We start from the raw sequence: 15,595 nt of genomic DNA on the forward strand, positions 1-15,595 counted from the left end.
CTCATGACACCCATGGGCCGACCAATCCACCCCTTACGCCAATTCGTGCTCAAAATGCACAGCCGCTGCGATCTGGCATGTGATCACTGCTACGTGTTCGAACATGCGGACCAAAGCTGGCGCGGTCGGCCCATTGTGACGTCCGACGAAGTCCTGAAGGCCACGGCGGAACGCATCGCCGAACATGCCACAACGCATGGCCTGGACACCGTTCACGTGGTTCTGCACGGCGGCGAGCCGCTCCTGGCCGGTCACATCCGGCTGCGCCGAGCGGCCGAGGAACTGCATCGGACGCTCACCGGTGTGAGCGCGCTCGACCTGCGGATCCACACCAACGCCGTCACCCTCGACGAGCGTTTCCTCGACCTGTTCGACGAGTTCGACATCAAGGTCGGCGTCTCGCTCGACGGCGACAAGGCCGCGAACGACCTGCACCGCCGCTACGCCAACGGGCGCAGCAGCCACGACCGGGTCCTGCGGGGCATCGCCCTGCTCGACCGGCCCCGCTACCGCCACCTGTTCGCGGGCATCCTGTGCACCATCGACGTGCGCAACGACCCGGTCGCCGTCTACGACGCGCTGGCCGAACTCCGCCCGCCCCGCGTCGACTTCCTCCTCCCGCACGCCACCTGGGACGAACCCCCGCTCCGGCCGGCCGACGACACGGACGGCACGGCCTACGCACGCTGGCTGCTGGCGGTGTACGACCGCTGGGCGGCGGACGGCCGCCCCATGGACGTACGGATCTTCGACTCCGTCCTGCGGACCCTGCGCGGCGACAGCAGCCTGACCGAGTCGCTCGGGCTGGCGCCCGCCGACCTCGCCGTGATCGAGACCGACGGCAGCTTCGAACAGGCCGACTCCCTCAAGACGGCCTACGACGGCGCTCCCGCCACCGGCATGGGCGTGATCACCCACTCGCTCGACGAAGTGGCCGCGCACCCGGGCCTCGTCGCCCGGCAGCAGGGACTCGGCGGGCTGTCGGACCAGTGCCGGGCCTGCCCGGTCGTACGCTCCTGCGGCGGCGGGCTGTACGCCCACCGGTACCGGACCGGCAGCGGCTTCCTCAACCCGTCCGTGTACTGCTCCGACCTGCTGCACCTCATCACCGACATCCGGGACCGACACATGTCCGACCAGTCCGCCCAGCCCGCGCTGGCCGACGAGCACCTCGACGAACTGGCCGCGGGCCTCGGCTCCACCGCCACCACGGACCTGCTGGCCCGCCACCAGCTCTCCCTCGGCCGCGAGTTGCTGGGCCTCGTCTGGCACGAGACACCGCACACCCCGCTGGGCGAGGCCGCCTGGGAGACACTCACACTCCTCGACGGCACGGCCCCCGAATCCGTCGACCGGGTCCTCACCCACCCCTACGTACGTCCCTGGGCCCTCCGGTCGCTGCGGGGCGGCCCGGACGCGGCCGAGACCGCCATGCGCGGCGTGGCGGAGATCGCCGCGGCCGCCGCACTGCGCGCCGGACGGGCGGAGGCCGTCGTCGTGCCCGTCCACGAGGGGGTGCTGCGGCTGCCGACGCTGGGAGTCCTCGCGCTGGGGGACGGCGTCGAACAGGCCGAGGTCCGCACGGACGACGAGGGCTTCACGGTCCGCGCGGACGGCACGACGTACACGGTGTCCTGGAAGGGCCCCAAGGACCCGGCCTGGCGGGGGAGCCGACGGTTCGAACTGGACGGCTGGGCCGTCGCGCTGGAGGACACCGACCCCTGGCGGGACTGCCACGGGCATCCTGCGCACCCCCGGCTCGACGAGGGCGAGGCCGAGGCATGGCGGGCCGATCTGGCTGCCGCGTGGGCGTGGATCCGCCGCGAACTTCCGCAGTACGCCCCCGGCATCGCCGCCGGGCTCCAGGTGGTCACCCCGCTCCGCCCCGCCTCCGACGGCTCCGACATCAGTTCGGCGGCCCGCGACGCGTTCGGGGCGGTCGCCATCGCGCGCCCCGCCGACCCCGAGTCGCTCGCGTTGTTGCTCGTCCATGAGTTCCAGCACGTCAAGCTCGGTGCGGTACTCGACCTGACGGATCTTCACGACCCGTCGTGCGACAAGCTGTTCTACGCTCCCTGGCGCCCTGATCCGCGTCCGCTGGAGGGGCTGCTGCAGGGGACGTACGCCCATCTGGCGGTGATCGACTTCTGGTTCGCGCGGTGGCGGTCCGCCGACGGTGACACGGCCCGCAAGGCCGAGGTGCAGTTCTCCCGCTGGCGGGACCAGACGGCCGAGGCGGTGGAGACCCTCGCCGGGTCCGGTGCGCTCACTCCCGCGGGGGAGCGGTTCGTGGCGGGGATGCGGGGGACCCTCCGAGGGTTCCGGACGGCCGACGTCGGGGCGGAGGCACTGCGGGCGGCCCGGCAGGCGGCCGGGGAGCACCGGGGCGCCTGGGAGGCGGCGCGGTAGGCCCCGCACGGAGGGGGCGGCGGCTTCAGGCCTGGTCGGGCCGCATTCTTTCCAGCCGCGACGCCCCGATCCTCCGGCCCCCGGGGCGGTGCGGCCCCTCACCCTTCGCGTCGGCCGTCCCGGCATCGGGTTGCCAGAACATGACCTTCCGGAGCCGAGTCGGGTGTGTTCGTCCTGTTCCGAACAGGACTTGTGGGTTCCTACACTAGGGGCCCAGTCACGGAGCGTCGGGGGGCATACGTGCAAGGAGCCGGTCTGGCCAGAGGGGGGAGCAACCCGTACTTCTTCCTCAGCTACGCGCACACACCCAGTCATGACTCGGGTGGCGGCGACCCGGATGTGTGGGTCAAGAAGCTGTACGACGGTCTGTGCGAGCACATCATGGGGCTGACCGACCTGCCCCGGGGGGCGAAGGTCGGGTTCCTGGACCAGAAGATGTCGGTCGGCACCAAGTGGACCGACGAGTTGTCCATGAACTTGGCGCGCTGCAAGGTGTTCGTACCGCTGTACTCGCCGCGCTACTTCACGAGCCGGCAGTGCGGCCGGGAGTGGTGGGCGTTCTCGCAACGCCAGGTCACCCAGCGGGCGCGCGGCGGTCCCGCCCGGGAGAACACGATCATCCCGGCGTTATGGGTGCCGGTGGAACCGGCTCAGATGCCCCAGGTGGCGAGGGATTTGCAGTTCAACCACGCCGCCTTCGGTCAGGACTACGCGGACGAGGGCTTCTACGGACTGATCAAACTCCGCTACTTCAGGGACGAGTACGAGCGGGCCGTGTACCGGCTGGCCAAGGAGATAGTGCGGGTGGCCAACGAGGCCTCGCTGGAGGAAGGCAAGATCTCCAAGGAGTACGAGTCCCTGCCCGCCGCGTTCGGATCGGAGGAGCGTCCGCCGGAGTTCGACATATCGGTGCTGGCCTGCACCCGTTCGGAACTGCCGCAGGGTCGCAAGCCGGACTTCTACGGGGACCAGCCCCACGACTGGAACCCCTACCACCCCGAGTCCGCCATGCCACTGGGCGACCATGCCGCGGAACTCGTACGCACCAGGAACTACAAGGTCAACATCGGCGTGCTCGACGAGAGCGCCCGGATGCTCAACGAGGGCAGGCCCAAGGCGCCCGGACTGATGCTGCTCGACCGCTGGGCGCTGGAGTCGCAGCGGAGCAGGGAGCTGGTGGGCAGGCTGTGCGGGGAGCGGCGGCCCTGGATCAGCGTCATGACTCCCCGGCACAAGGACGACGTCGTGACCGCCGAGCGGGAACGTGAGCTGGACGAGCTCACCTACCGCACGCTCGTGTCCCGCATGACGGACCGGGCCGGCCACTACTCGGCCAACGGCAGCATCCGTGACCTGGACTCCTTCGGCAACGAGCTGCACCGCGCCGTGACGTCGGCCGTCCACTACTACTGGGAGAACGTCGAGACCTATCCACCGGAGGGACCACCGAGCGAGCCTCCACGGCTGAGGGGGCCCGACCTGGGTTAGCGAGCCCCGGGTGACGGACCCCGGCAGCACCACCTGGCACGACCACCGAAAGGCGCGCGACGAGCGAGGCCGAAAGAGGCCGACAGGGCGGAGGGCATGAGCATGAGCAAGAGCCGCAACGGCACCGTGATCACGTTCTACTCGTACAAGGGCGGCACCGGGCGGACCATGGCGCTCGCCAACGTGGCCTGGATCCTGGCCGCGAACGGACACCGTGTCCTGGCCGTGGACTGGGACCTGGAGGCGCCGGGCCTGCACAAGTTCTTCCATCCCTTCCTCGACGCGCAGTTGCTGCGGGGGACCCCCGGACTGATCAACCTGATCGACGACTACCGCCGCGAGGCGCTGCGCAACCTGCCCGACCGGGCGCCGGACTGGCACCGCCACTACGCCCGGGTCAGGCCGCACGCCCTGTCGTTGGACTGGGCGTTTCCCGAGGGCGGCAGCCTGGACTTCCTGTCCGCGGGCAAACGGCACCGGGACTACCCGATCGTCGGCAACATGGACTGGGACCGCTTCTACGCCAGCTACGGCGGCGGCCAGTTCTTCGACGCGATGCGCGACGACATGCAGCGCTACTACGACTACACGCTGATCGACAGCCGGACGGGTCTGAGCGACCTCGCGGACATCTGCACCGTGCAGATGCCGAACACCCTGGTCGTCTGTTACACGCTGAGCGAGCAGAGCATCGAGGGTGCCGCCGCCGTCGCGCAGGACATCAAGGAGCTGCACGGCGAGAAGGGCATCCGCATCCTGCCCGTCGCCATGCGCATCGACCTCGGTGAGAAGGACAAGCTGGACGCCGGCCGCGCCCGCGCCAGAGAACGATTCTCCGGACTGCCCTCCGGCCTGAACACCGACCAGATGGCCGACTACTGGGCGACCACGGAGATCCTCTACCAGCCGTACTACGCGTACGAGGAGATCCTCGCGGCCTTCGGCGACCCGCCGAAGTCGGCCAACTCCATGCTGAGCGCCTGCGAACGGCTCACCTCCGTGATCACCGAGGAGCGGGTCACCAAGCTGCCGCCTATCAGTGAGGCGAAGCGGGCCCAGTTCAAGGCCGCGTACACCCGGCAGCGGCCGGTGCCGCTGTCTCAGCTGACGCTCTACTACGTGTCCGAGGACCGGATGTGGGTGGACTGGCTGGAGTCGGTGCTGCGCGGTGCCGGTTTCGAGGTCGTGCCGAAGAACGTGCAGACGATGCCGACGGCGGAGATCGGCGCCGAGGCCATGCCCGGCGGGGCGCACCGGGTGCTCGCGGTGCTCTCGCCCAGCTTCGTAGACTCCCGCCGGGCGAGGGTCGCCTGGGAGGCGGCGGTGCACTCCGGTGGCTCGGAGAAGCGGCAGCAGCCGCTGTCGATCCGTGTCGACGACGTGCAGATCAGCCTGCCGTTCGCCGGCCGGAGCGTCATCGACCTCAAGGGCCTCAACGAGACCCAGGCGTACAGCGCTCTGCTGCACGGCCTCGACCGCCCCGAAGCGGTCTCCACCGTCTCCCCCAGCTCGCGCGGCCTGCGCTTCCCCAGTGTGGGCAGGCGCGTCTCCAACGTCCCCGCTCGCTACCGGTGGTTCACCGGTCGCTCCACCATCCTGGACAAGCTGCGCGAGCAGTTGACCACGAACCGCCCAGGGCAGCGCGTGCCGCAGGTCCTGCACGGTCTCGGCGGTGTGGGCAAGACACAGCTCGCGCGTGAGTACGCCCACCGGTTCATGGCGGACTACGACGTGGTGTGGTGGGTCGACGCCGAGCAGCCCGAGCTGGTGCTGCCGAAGCTGGCGGCGCTCGCCCAGCCCCTCGGCCTCGGTGTGGGCGAGGACGTGAAGGAGGCGGCCGAGGCGGTGATCCAAGCTCTGCGGAGCGGGGAACCGTTCAATCGCTGGCTGTTGATCTTCGACAACGTCGAGGACCTCGACAAGGTGCTGAAGAAGTTCCCGGACTACACCGCTCCCGTCCCCGACCACGTCTACGGCCACCTCCTGGCCACCACCCGCACCCGGCCCACCCTGCCGAAGGTCCAGCCGCTGGAGGTGGAGGTCTTCACCCGCGAGGAGAGCGTGGAGCACCTGTGCCGCCGGGTGCCGGGGCTGAGCGAGGAGGACGGCGGGCTGGTCGCCGACGCGGTGGGCGATCTGCCGCTCGCCATCGAGGTCGCGGCGGCCTGGCTGGAGGCGACGGCCACACCCGTCGAGGAGTACATCGAGCAGTTGCGCGAACAGTCCACCCAGGTGCTCTCCGTCAAGGAGGCGGTGGAGGCCGTGGAGTACCCGAGGTCCGTGGGCGCCACGTGGAACATCTCCATCAACCGCCTCAGGGACGAGTCGCCGGCCGCCGCCCGCCTCCTCGAACTCTGCGCGTTCTTCTCGGCCGAACCCATCTCGATGAGCCTCATCGGCAGCGACGCGATGATCAAGGCACTGCTGCCGTACGACCGGGACCTGCGCGCCCGCTACATGCTGGGCCGGGTCACCCAGGCACTGAACCGTTTCGCCCTCGCCAAGGTCGACTCGACCGACAACTCGATCCAGGTGCACCGCCTCGTCCAGGCCGCCGTCCGCGACGGCATGGACGAGGTGAAGTTCGACGACACCATCCATGAGGTGCACCGCATCCTGGCCGCCGCCCGACCGCCCGAAGAGGCCCTGGACGACCCCGCCCAATGGCCGGGCTTCGAGGTGATCTGGCCGCATCTGACGCCGTCCAACATCCGCAACTGCTCGGAGGAGGACCCGCGGCAGCTGATGGTCTACCGCGTCCGCTACCTGTGGAAGCGCGGTGACCTGCACGCCGCCCGCACCCTGAGCAGCCAGCTCAACGAGTTCTGGTCGGGTGAGTTCCCCGACGCCAACGACGAGCAGATCCTCAACCTCCGCTTCGAGCTGGCGAATGTGCTGCGCTCGCAGGGGCAGTACCAGGAGGCGCTCGACCTCGACGAGAAGACCCTCGCCGACCAGCGGGAACTCCTCGGCGACGACCATCCGAGCATCCTGATCACCTCCGGCAGCTTCGCCGCCGACCTGCGCGCGGTGGGCCGCTTCAAGGAGGCCCTCGACCTGGACCAGCGGATCTACCGGGGCTTCCGTGAGATCTTCGGCGAGGATCACCCTCGTACGTTGTCCGCCGCCAACAACCTCGCCATCGACTACCGGCTGGCCGGCGACAGCGAGGCCGCCCGGCAGCTCGACGAGGACACCGTCCGCCGCCGTACCGCGCTGCTCGGGCCGCTGCACCCCTACACCCTCACCACCAAGGGCCATCACGCGCGTGACCTGCGAGAACTGGGCGACTACAAGAACTCGGTGGAGATCCTTCGCGAGGTCCGCGAGGGCTTCAAGCAGGTCATGAACCCGAACGTGCCCGAGGTGCTGCGGGTCGACAAGAGCCTCGCGGTCTCCCTGCGCAAGGACGGCCAGATCGCGGAGGCGCTGCGCATCAGCCAGGAGACCTCCGAGACGTACGCCCTGTACCGCGACCGCTACGGCAGTAACCTGCCCGAGGCCCTGGCCTGCAGGCTCAACCTCGCGGCGGACTACTTCGCCACGGATCCCGAGAACGGCGCCGCGCGGGCGGTCGAACTGGTCAACGAGGTGCTGGAGGGCTACAAGACCTCCTTCGGCCCCGAGCACCCGTTCGTCATGTACTGCCTCAACAACCTGTCCATCTACCACCGGGCCCTGGGCGAGGTGCAGAAGGCCGCCGAGTTGAGCAAGGAGGCCCGTGAGGCCTTGGCGGAGGACCTCGGGGAGGGCCACCCGGCGGTGCTCTGCGCGGGACTCAATCTCGCCAACGCCTACGGGGAGATGGGCATGTACGACCGTGCCGAGCACTGGGAGCGGCTGGCCGTCGAGGGGCTGCGCCGCCGCTTCGGTCCCACCCATCCCGATGTGCTGGTCAGCATCGGCAATCTGTCGATCACCCTGCGGGACATGCAGCGCCAGGAGGAAGCCGAACGGCTCCAGCAGCAGACGGAGTCCCGCGCGTCCGTGCTGCTGGGCGACACCCATCCCGTCACCGAGTCCATCCGCGTATGGCGCCGGGTGGGCAGGGACCTGGAGCCGCAGCAGACCTGAGCACCGGGGAGGTCCGGAGGCCGGCGCCCCGCGGAGCGCCGGCCTCCCCCACGGCCTAGCTCACGGCCCAGCTCAGGACCCGGGTCAGGACCCGCAGCGCGCCGAAGTGGGCGGCGCCCCGCTCGACCTCGACCTCCGCGTCCGGGATGTGCCGGCCCAGCCAGCGGGTGTGTTCGACGGGGGCGAAGATGTCGTCCTCGCCGTGCCAGAGCTTCACCGGCGTGTTGATCCGGCCCAGATCGAACCCCCACCCCGTGCTGAACGCCATCACGTCGTCCACCCAGCCGTCGGGGGAACTGCGCAGGCCCTCCGCGAAGTTGCGGACCAGCATGTCCTGGATCCCGGCGTCCGCGACGATCCACCGGTCCGACTCGGGGAGCCCGCCGGCCATCTCGGCGACGGACGCGGCCGGGTCGGCGAGGATCGACCGCGAACGGCGCCCGAGGGTCGCGGTGACCCGGTTGCGGCCGATGGCGGCGTTCACGTACTCGCGCACGTTCGACTCGGTCATCCCGTCGAACCAGTGCAGTCCGGGCGCGTCCCGCGGGGCGAGGCTCACGAGGGCCGCCGCCCGAGTCGTGCGGTCCGGCAGCAGCGCCGCGCAGGCCAGTGCGTGCGGGGCGCCGCCCGAGCGACCGACCACGGCGAAACGGCCGATGCCGAGCGCGTCCGCGATGTGCCGGACGTCGGCGGCGGCCGCGCTGACGGTACGGCCCGGCAGCCGGTCCGAGTCGCCGTACCCGGGCCGGTCGAAAGTGATCAGCCGAACGCCCAGTTGGTACAGCACCCGTTCACGCGGAGCGGGCCCGAATCTGCTGCCCGGTGTGCCGTGCAGCAGGAACACAGGTCGGCCGGCGGGATGCCCGCCATCGTTGATCGACAGGCGCCGACCGTCCGAGGTACGCACCGTGAGCTGCATTCGCCATCCCCTGTCGTCCCGTCCCGCCCGTGTGCCCCGCCAATCCCCGCCCCCGCCGGTCGTCAACCACCATGGCGGGCAAGGTCTTCGGGACGTGCCCGACGTCGGCGGTGGACATCTTCGGGGGAGCCCATGCCCGGGAACACCCCGCGAGGCGCACGCCCGGCGCGGAGTGGCGTGCGGCACGCGTGCGCCGCGGGGCAGGCAGGTGTCGTACGGCTGGGTGCGGTCGTCCCGGCCGACCGTGTCGTACGGAGTGGCACGGTCGGTCGAGGCGTGCCGACGTACGGTTCGGTGTCGTCGTACGGCGTGGGAACGGGCACGGCGGGATCACGCGCTGGTCTGTCACGTGCTCTTCGGTCTCATGCTCTTTGACCACATGCTCTTTGATCACATGCTCTTTGACCACATGCTGTTCGGTCACGCGCGCCGTCGGCGCGGGTGTCTGCGCGCAGGCCTCAGCTGCCGTGTCCGGTGACGTTCTGTCGGCCCGCGGCTGCGTCCCCCTCACCGGTGGACGCCCGTACTGGTCGCCAACTCCCCCATCCAGCCAGTATGCAACCGGACGGCCACGCGGCCCAGACCGCGCACGCGCTACACCGCCACGAGCGGTGCGCCCTCTCGCCATTTGAGGATCTTGTCGAAGCTCACGACGGCGCCGCGGCCCGGGTTGTTGCCGACGTGGACGTGGTCGGCGAGTTCGCGGATCAGCCAGAGACCGCGGCCGTTCTCGTCGTCGGCGTGGGCCTGGCGGGGCGGCTGGCGGTGCGGGAAGCCGGGGCCCGAGTCGGCGACCTCGATACGGCACTTCTCGCCGTCGAGGTACGCGGTGACCCGGAACGCCTCGGAGACGCTGCCCGACGGGACGGCGCCACCGTGCTCCACGGCGTTGGCACAGGCTTCGCTGAGGGCGACGGAGAGGTCGTACGAGACGTCAGGGTCGACGCCCGCCGTCTCCATCGTGCCGAGCAGCAGCCGCCGGGCGAGCGGCACGCTCGCAGCATCACGCCGCAAATGGAGTGACCACCAGATGCTCATGCTCCAGCCTCCCGGCCGCGGCTCGACATACCGTTACGTATTGCCACCGAGACGGGCCCGCAATCGCCCGGAACCGGTCCCGCCGCCCATACGGCGGATGCGGCCTCGTCACATTCGGTGTATGCGGACGAAACCCTTCCGAATCCCCCACCACTTCCACACCTCAGGACCCAGGAGTATGTGTGTCACTCGGCGCGCGACGGTCCCGTGTGCCGAGGGTGCCTCCCCTCCATCCGGTGCCGTACGGCCGTCTGAACACTGCTCCCTCCCGCCGCGTACCTCAGCGTGGGCACCCGGCGCTCCCCCGACCGGACCTCGATGGGATGATGACCCCGCCATGAAAGCCCGCACACGCACCGGAGGTGATCTCCGGGTTCTACGGGCCGCGGTGTTCGCCGCGGTCTGCGTCGTGCTGGCCGGCGCGGGCCACGCGCTCGCCTCGTGCGCGAGCATTCCGCTGTGGAGCCTCGGTGTCGGATTCGTCGGCGTCTTCGCCGTCGCCGCCGCCCTGGCCGGCAGGGAACGCTCACTGCCGGGGATCGCGGCCCTGCTCGCCGTGGGCCAGACCGTGCTGCACACTCTCTTCGGGCTCGGCCAGCACGGCGCGGGGGCCACTTCGAAGGCCACCGCCGCCATGGACGCGGCGCTCGTCGAACGCGCCGCGCGACTCGTCTGCGGGGCCACCGCCGCGGCGATCAGCCCCGCCGAGGCCCGACGGATCCTCGTCGACGCGGGGCTGAGCGGTACGTACGCCACGCACCACCCCGCGGACGCCATGACGACCGCGCCGGACTCCTCGGCGGCCGTCCTGCCGTCCCTGCCCATGCTGCTCGGCCACGTTCTCGCGGCCGTCGCCGCCGGGTGGCTGCTCCGCCACGGCGACCTCGCGCTGCTGCGCCTCGCCCGGCTGTCGGCCCACGAGCCGCTCGTACGGTCGCTGCGGGGGGCGCTCGCGCTGGCGCGGGCCCTGCGGTCGGGGCTTCCGGGCGCGCCGGGCGCCCTATCGCGCGCCCCTCGCCCCACGTACCCGACGCCGCCGACCCCGTGTACGACCGCGCTCCAGCACACGGTGATCCGACGCGGCCCTCCGAGCGCCGCGCTCACCCTCGCCGCCTGACACGACGACGGCCCAGTCGCACTCACACTCCACGTACTGCCTGCACACGGCTCGGCAGCGCGGGGCTCCACCGCCTCGCGTCGCCCCGCCGCGCATCGACGGGGGAGGGAGTCGGGGACGTCGGCGTGCGGCGCACGCGCGCGTGCGGTTGCGGGTGTGGGCGCAGGTGTGAGTGCGGGTGCGAGCGTGGCTCGATCCGCGCTCCTCGCGCCTCCCCTCAACTGGTCATGACACGCGTTCCCCTTCCGTCCTTTCCTCTACTCACTCACCGTGGAGTGTCACCAGTCATGAAGGCTTCTCGTATCGCCGCCGTCGGCGCCCTCGCCGGTTCCGCCGTCATCGTCCTGTCCGGTCCCGCGTTCGCGCACGTCAGCGTCGCGGCGGAGGGCACGGCGGCGAAGGGCGGGTACGCGACCGTCAACTTCAAGGTCCCGAACGAGCGCGACAACGCCTCCACCACCAAGGTCGAGGTGAACTTCCCGACCGACCACCCGCTCGCCTCGGCCCAGCCGGAGGCCGTCCCGGGCTGGAAGATCCAGGTCACCCGCGCCAAGCTCGACAAGCCGATCGAACTGCACGGCGAGCAGATCGACGAGGCCGTGTCCAAGGTCACCTGGACGGCCACCGGCAAGGGCATCGAGCCGGGCTACTTCCAGAAGTTCCCGCTCTCCCTGGGCCAGCTCCCCGAGGACACCGACGAACTGGTCTTCAAGGCGCTGCAGACGTACTCCAACAAGGAGGTCGTCCGCTGGATCGAGGTCCCGCAGAAGGGGCAGGAGGAGCCCGAGCACCCGGCGCCGGTGCTCGCGCTGTCCGCCGCGTCCGGCGACCACCACGGCTCGTCCACCGCCGCCTCGGACGAGTCGGAGCAGTCGGAGGACGCGAAGAACGCGAAGGACGCCGAGGCCGCCTCGAAGGAGACCGCCGCCGAGCCCGCCGACAGCAGTGACACCACGGCCCGCGTGCTCGCCATCGTCGGCATCGTCGTCGGCGCCGCGGGCGTGGCGTACGGCGTGCTCGCCGGCCGTCGGCGCACCGAGGTCTGAGGCCCTGACTCCCGACTCCCTGCTTCCCCGTCCCCGGCGCGCACGCGGTCGTCGTACGGCATGTGTGTCCGCCGCAGCGGCGCCCGCCCGGGGCGCGCCGGGGCTCAAACCATCTGGGACATTTTCATATGCACACGAATAAGAAGATCACGAAGAACATGAAGAACAGGAGGAGGACGAGGCAGACGTACGCGGCCGGTGCCCTGCTCGTCGCGGCCGTCCTCGGTCTCTCCGCCTGCGGCAGCGAGGACGCGTCCACGACGTCCGTCGCCGAGGTCTCCGAGACCGGACCGACCAAGGCGTCCACGGTTCTCGACCAGCCGTTCGTCAAGCCGGACCTGGTGCTCACCGACACCGAGGGCAAGTCGTACGACCTCCGCAAGGAGACCAAGGGCAAGCCGACGCTGATCTACTTCGGCTACACCAACTGCCCCGACGTGTGCCCGCTGACCATGAACAACATCGCGGTCGCGAAGAAGGAGGTCGCGAAGAAGCTGCCGAAGTCGGAGCTGGCGAACCTCCGGATCGTCTTCGTCACCACAGACCCGGAGCGGGACACCCCGGCTGAGCTCGGCAAGTGGCTCAAGGGCATCGACCCCGAGATCGTCGGCCTGACCGGCGACTTCGACAAGATCCAGGCCGGCGCGCTCGAGCTCCACATTTCCATCGCCCCGCCGACCAAGGACAAGAACGGCAAGACCGTCTCGGAGCACGGCACCCAGGTCATCGCGTTCTCACCGAAGACCGACGCGGGCTATGTGCTGTACGACAAGAGCGCGACCGTGCAGGACTACGAGAAGGACCTGCCGAAGCTGCTGAAGGGCGCGAAGCCGTGAGGGTGCGTGCGGCCGGGGTCGCTGTGCTCGTGGCCGGTGGGATCGCGGCCGGTGGGATCGTGCTGACCGGGTGCGGCTTGTCGGGCTCCTCCGGCTCCTCCGCGGCCGAGCTGTCCGTGAAGGCGGCGTACATGCCGCAGCCGGTCACGGACTCCATGGCGGCCGGATACCTCGTCATCGAGAACAAGGGCGGCGCGGCGGACGAGCTGACCTCCGTGACCAGTGACCTCGCTCAGGACGTCACCGTCCACCGGACGGCCGGGCAGGCGATGAAGCAGGTCTCGGCGCTGAAGGTCCCCGCCGGTGGCGAACTCGTCCTCCGGAGCGGCGGAAACCACCTGATGTTCGAGAACCTGAAGCGCAAGCCGAAGGAAGGCGAGACGGTGTCCCTGCGGTTGAACTTCACCAAGTCCAAGGCCATCACGGTCGAGATGCCCGTGAAATCGGCGACGTACCAGCCGACGACCGGTCACTGAGGGAGGGAACCCCGTTGAGGCCCTTGAACGGGTTGCGGCCGTCGCGCCGGCCGAGACCGTCCAGTGAGGTACGGCGGTCCGGCGCGGCGACGCGGTCGGAGGGCGTGCGGCAGTCCGGTGTCGCGAGACGGTCGGCCGGTGGTGCTTCGCCGTCGTCGCACCGGCTGAGGGCGTTGCTTCTGCTGCTGCTCGCCACGGTCGCGGCGGTGCTCGCCGGTGCCGTGCCGGTCTCCGCGCACGCCGCGCTCACCGGCAGCGACCCGCAACAGGGGTCCGTGGTCCAGGAGGCGCCGTCCCAGATCTCGCTCACCTTCTCCGAGAAGGTCGCGACGTCCGACGGCTCGGTGCGCGTGTACGACCCCAAGGGCAAGCAGGTCGACACCGGTGACGTCGCCGACCTGGGCGGCAACAGCTACGGGGTGAAGCTGCGCCCCGGACAGCCCGACGGCACCTTCACCGTCACCTACCAGGTGGTCTCGGCGGACAGCCACCCCGTCTCCGGCGCCTTCACCTTCTCCGTGGGGGCACCCTCGAAGACGACGGTGCCCGTGCCGGGCCAGGAGGCCGGGGGCGGGGTGGTCGGCGGGCTCTACGGGTTCGCCCGCTATCTGTCGTACGCCGGTTTCATCCTGCTGGTCGGCGGTGCCGCGTTCGTCCTGGCCTGCTGGCAGCGCGGGGCCGGGGTACGACCCGTGCAGCGGCTCGTGGTCTCCGGGTGGCTCACGCTCGCCGTGGCCACCCTCGCCATGCTGCTCCTGCGCGGCTCGTACACCGGCTCCGGCAAGCTCGGCGACGTCGTCGACCTGGACCTGCTCAGCGATGTCCTCCAGACGAAGACGGGCGCCGCCCTCATCTCCCGTCTGCTGCTGCTCGCCGCGGCGGCCCTCTTCATCGCGGTCCTCTTCGGCGCGTACGCCCGACGGGACGAGGAGGAGGTCCGGGAGGCAGACGGCGCGGAATCGGGCAGTACGGAGACGGACCGACCGGACGGAGCCGGTTCCGAGGACGACGACGAGCTCTCCGACCCCGACGACGGCTCCTACCACCGCGACCTCACCTTCGGGCTGGCGATCGGCGGTGGCGTCGTGGCCGCCGGGCTCGCCGCGAGCTGGGCGATGGCCGAGCACGCCTCGACCGGTCTCCAGGCGGGCCTCGCGATGCCGCTCGACATCCTGCACCTGCTGGCGGTCGCCGCCTGGCTGGGCGGTCTGGCGACGCTGCTCGTCGCGTTGTTCCGGGCCCCCGCCGACGCGCAGATCGAGACCGCGGCCGTACGCCGGTTCTCGCGGGTCGCGTTCGGCAGCGTGCTGGTGCTGGCGGCCACCGGGATCTACCAGTCCTGGCGGCAGGTCGGCACCTGGTCGGCGCTGACCGGCACGTCGTACGGGCAGTTGCTGCTGGTGAAGATCGGCCTGGTCGCCGTGCTGGTCGGCATCGCGTGGATCTCCCGCCGGTGGACCGCCCAGCTGGCGGAGGCCCCGGCGGCGAAGGAGGAGGACCGGGAGAAGACCACGGCCGATGGCGCCCACGACGGCGCGGGCGCGGGTGTCGGCGGCGATGGCGCCGACGGTGGCGCAAGCGCGGCTGCCGGCGGCGATGGCGGTCGCGACGACCCCGAGCGGGCCGCTCAGCTCGCCCGGCAGCGGGTCGCGATGGCCAGCGCGCGCGAGAAGCGGCTGCGGGACGCCGATCCGGGTCGGCGGGGCCTGCGTCGGTCGGTGCTCGCGGAGGCCGGCGTCGCCGTCGTCCTCCTCGCCGTCACCACGGCCCTGACCTCCACCGAGCCCGGCCGCACGGTGGAGGAGGCCAAGGCGGCCAACGCGGCCGTCGCGCCGGACACCCAGTCCGGGGCACTGGCGCTCGACATGTCGTTCGACACCGGGGGCAAGAACGGCAAGGGCGTCGTCCGGCTGGAGATCGACCCGGCGCGCGTCGGCGCCAACGAGATGCACGTCTACGTCCAGGGCCCCGACGGCAAGGCCCACGACATCCCCGAGGTGAAGGTCGCCTTCACCCTGGAGGCCAAGGACATCGGCCCCCTGCCCGTGGTGCCCGACCACATCGCCACCGGGCACTGGACGGCCGACGGCGTGCAGATCCCCATGGCGGGCGACTGGAACATCGAGGTCACCGTGCGCACGTCCGACATCGACCAGGTGACCGTGAGCAAGAACGCGAAGATCGGCTGAACC

At 70.7% G+C, this 15,595-nt stretch carries 10 protein-coding genes; 8 read left to right on the plus strand and 2 right to left on the minus strand.

Translation table 11 applies throughout. The features are described 5' to 3' along the window. Window positions 1-3 precede the first annotated feature (3 nt). The 3 genes from ACZ4Z3_RS21135 to fxsT all read left to right on the plus strand — a co-directional run bounded on the left by ACZ4Z3_RS21135 (window position 4) and on the right by fxsT (window position 7,971). On the plus strand, window positions 4-2,409 hold the full coding sequence (locus tag ACZ4Z3_RS21135) for an FxsB family cyclophane-forming radical SAM/SPASM peptide maturase (RefSeq protein WP_468502443.1): 2,406 nt from the start codon (window positions 4-6) through the stop codon (window positions 2,407-2,409). A 240-nt stretch (window positions 2,410-2,649) separates the two neighbouring features. After that, window positions 2,650-3,897, plus strand: a complete 1,248-nt coding sequence (locus tag ACZ4Z3_RS21140) for a TIR-like protein FxsC (RefSeq protein WP_468502444.1) — start codon at window positions 2,650-2,652, stop codon at window positions 3,895-3,897. Between the two features lie 102 nt (window positions 3,898-3,999). Further along, window positions 4,000-7,971 carry an FxSxx-COOH system tetratricopeptide repeat protein gene (gene fxsT, locus ACZ4Z3_RS21145; protein WP_468502739.1) on the plus strand — a complete coding sequence of 1,324 codons (3,972 nt, stop codon included), beginning with the start codon at window positions 4,000-4,002 and terminating at the stop codon, window positions 7,969-7,971. Window positions 7,972-8,026: 55 nt separating this feature from the next. Here fxsT and ACZ4Z3_RS21150 read toward each other — a convergent pair whose 3' ends face one another. Then, window positions 8,027-8,890 carry an alpha/beta fold hydrolase gene (locus tag ACZ4Z3_RS21150; RefSeq protein ID WP_055712791.1) on the minus strand — a complete coding sequence of 288 codons (864 nt, stop codon included), beginning with the start codon at window positions 8,888-8,890 and terminating at the stop codon, window positions 8,027-8,029. Window positions 8,891-9,484: 594 nt separating this feature from the next. Further along, window positions 9,485-9,928 (minus strand): ATP-binding protein, encoded by a 444-nt coding sequence (locus tag ACZ4Z3_RS21155; RefSeq protein WP_468502445.1) that lies wholly within the window; start codon window positions 9,926-9,928, stop codon window positions 9,485-9,487. A gap of 337 nt (window positions 9,929-10,265) precedes the next feature. On the opposite strand from ACZ4Z3_RS21155, the gene ACZ4Z3_RS21160 reads away from it, so the two are divergent. The 5 genes from ACZ4Z3_RS21160 to ACZ4Z3_RS21180 all read left to right on the plus strand — a co-directional run bounded on the left by ACZ4Z3_RS21160 (window position 10,266) and on the right by ACZ4Z3_RS21180 (window position 15,592). After that, window positions 10,266-11,045, plus strand: a complete 780-nt coding sequence (locus ACZ4Z3_RS21160; RefSeq protein WP_468502446.1) for a hypothetical protein — start codon at window positions 10,266-10,268, stop codon at window positions 11,043-11,045. A gap of 287 nt (window positions 11,046-11,332) precedes the next feature. Then, window positions 11,333-12,091: a YcnI family copper-binding membrane protein gene (locus ACZ4Z3_RS21165; protein ID WP_468502447.1), complete on the plus strand. Its 759-nt coding sequence runs from the start codon at window positions 11,333-11,335 to the stop codon at window positions 12,089-12,091. A gap of 128 nt (window positions 12,092-12,219) precedes the next feature. Continuing rightward, window positions 12,220-12,927, plus strand: a complete 708-nt coding sequence (locus ACZ4Z3_RS21170) for an SCO family protein (protein ID WP_468502448.1) — start codon at window positions 12,220-12,222, stop codon at window positions 12,925-12,927. Further along, complete coding sequence (locus ACZ4Z3_RS21175) at window positions 12,924-13,403, plus strand: copper chaperone PCu(A)C (RefSeq protein WP_468502449.1); 480 nt, start codon at window positions 12,924-12,926, stop codon at window positions 13,401-13,403. The genes ACZ4Z3_RS21170 and ACZ4Z3_RS21175 overlap by 4 nt, the downstream gene beginning before the upstream one ends. 173 nt (window positions 13,404-13,576) lie before the next feature. Then, window positions 13,577-15,592 carry a copper resistance CopC/CopD family protein gene (locus ACZ4Z3_RS21180; protein WP_468502450.1) on the plus strand — a complete coding sequence of 672 codons (2,016 nt, stop codon included), beginning with the start codon at window positions 13,577-13,579 and terminating at the stop codon, window positions 15,590-15,592. Window positions 15,593-15,595 lie beyond the last annotated feature (3 nt).

The organism is Streptomyces sp. NPDC030296, assembly GCF_055572815.1.

Bases quoted from the DNA above. Each gene is read 5' to 3' on its own strand.
- ACZ4Z3_RS21135 (WP_468502443.1), top strand. From the start codon at position 4: ATGACACCCATGGGCCGACCAATCCACCCCTTACGCCAATTCGTGCTC.
- fxsT (WP_468502739.1), top strand. From the start codon at position 4,000: ATGAGCAAGAGCCGCAACGGCACCGTGATCACGTTCTACTCGTACAAG.
- ACZ4Z3_RS21150 (WP_055712791.1), bottom strand. From the start codon at position 8,890: ATGCAGCTCACGGTGCGTACCTCGGACGGTCGGCGCCTGTCGATCAAC.
- ACZ4Z3_RS21155 (WP_468502445.1), bottom strand. From the start codon at position 9,928: ATGAGCATCTGGTGGTCACTCCATTTGCGGCGTGATGCTGCGAGCGTG.
- ACZ4Z3_RS21160 (WP_468502446.1), top strand. From the start codon at position 10,266: ATGAAAGCCCGCACACGCACCGGAGGTGATCTCCGGGTTCTACGGGCC.
- ACZ4Z3_RS21165 (WP_468502447.1), top strand. From the start codon at position 11,333: ATGAAGGCTTCTCGTATCGCCGCCGTCGGCGCCCTCGCCGGTTCCGCC.
- ACZ4Z3_RS21170 (WP_468502448.1), top strand. From the start codon at position 12,220: ATGCACACGAATAAGAAGATCACGAAGAACATGAAGAACAGGAGGAGG.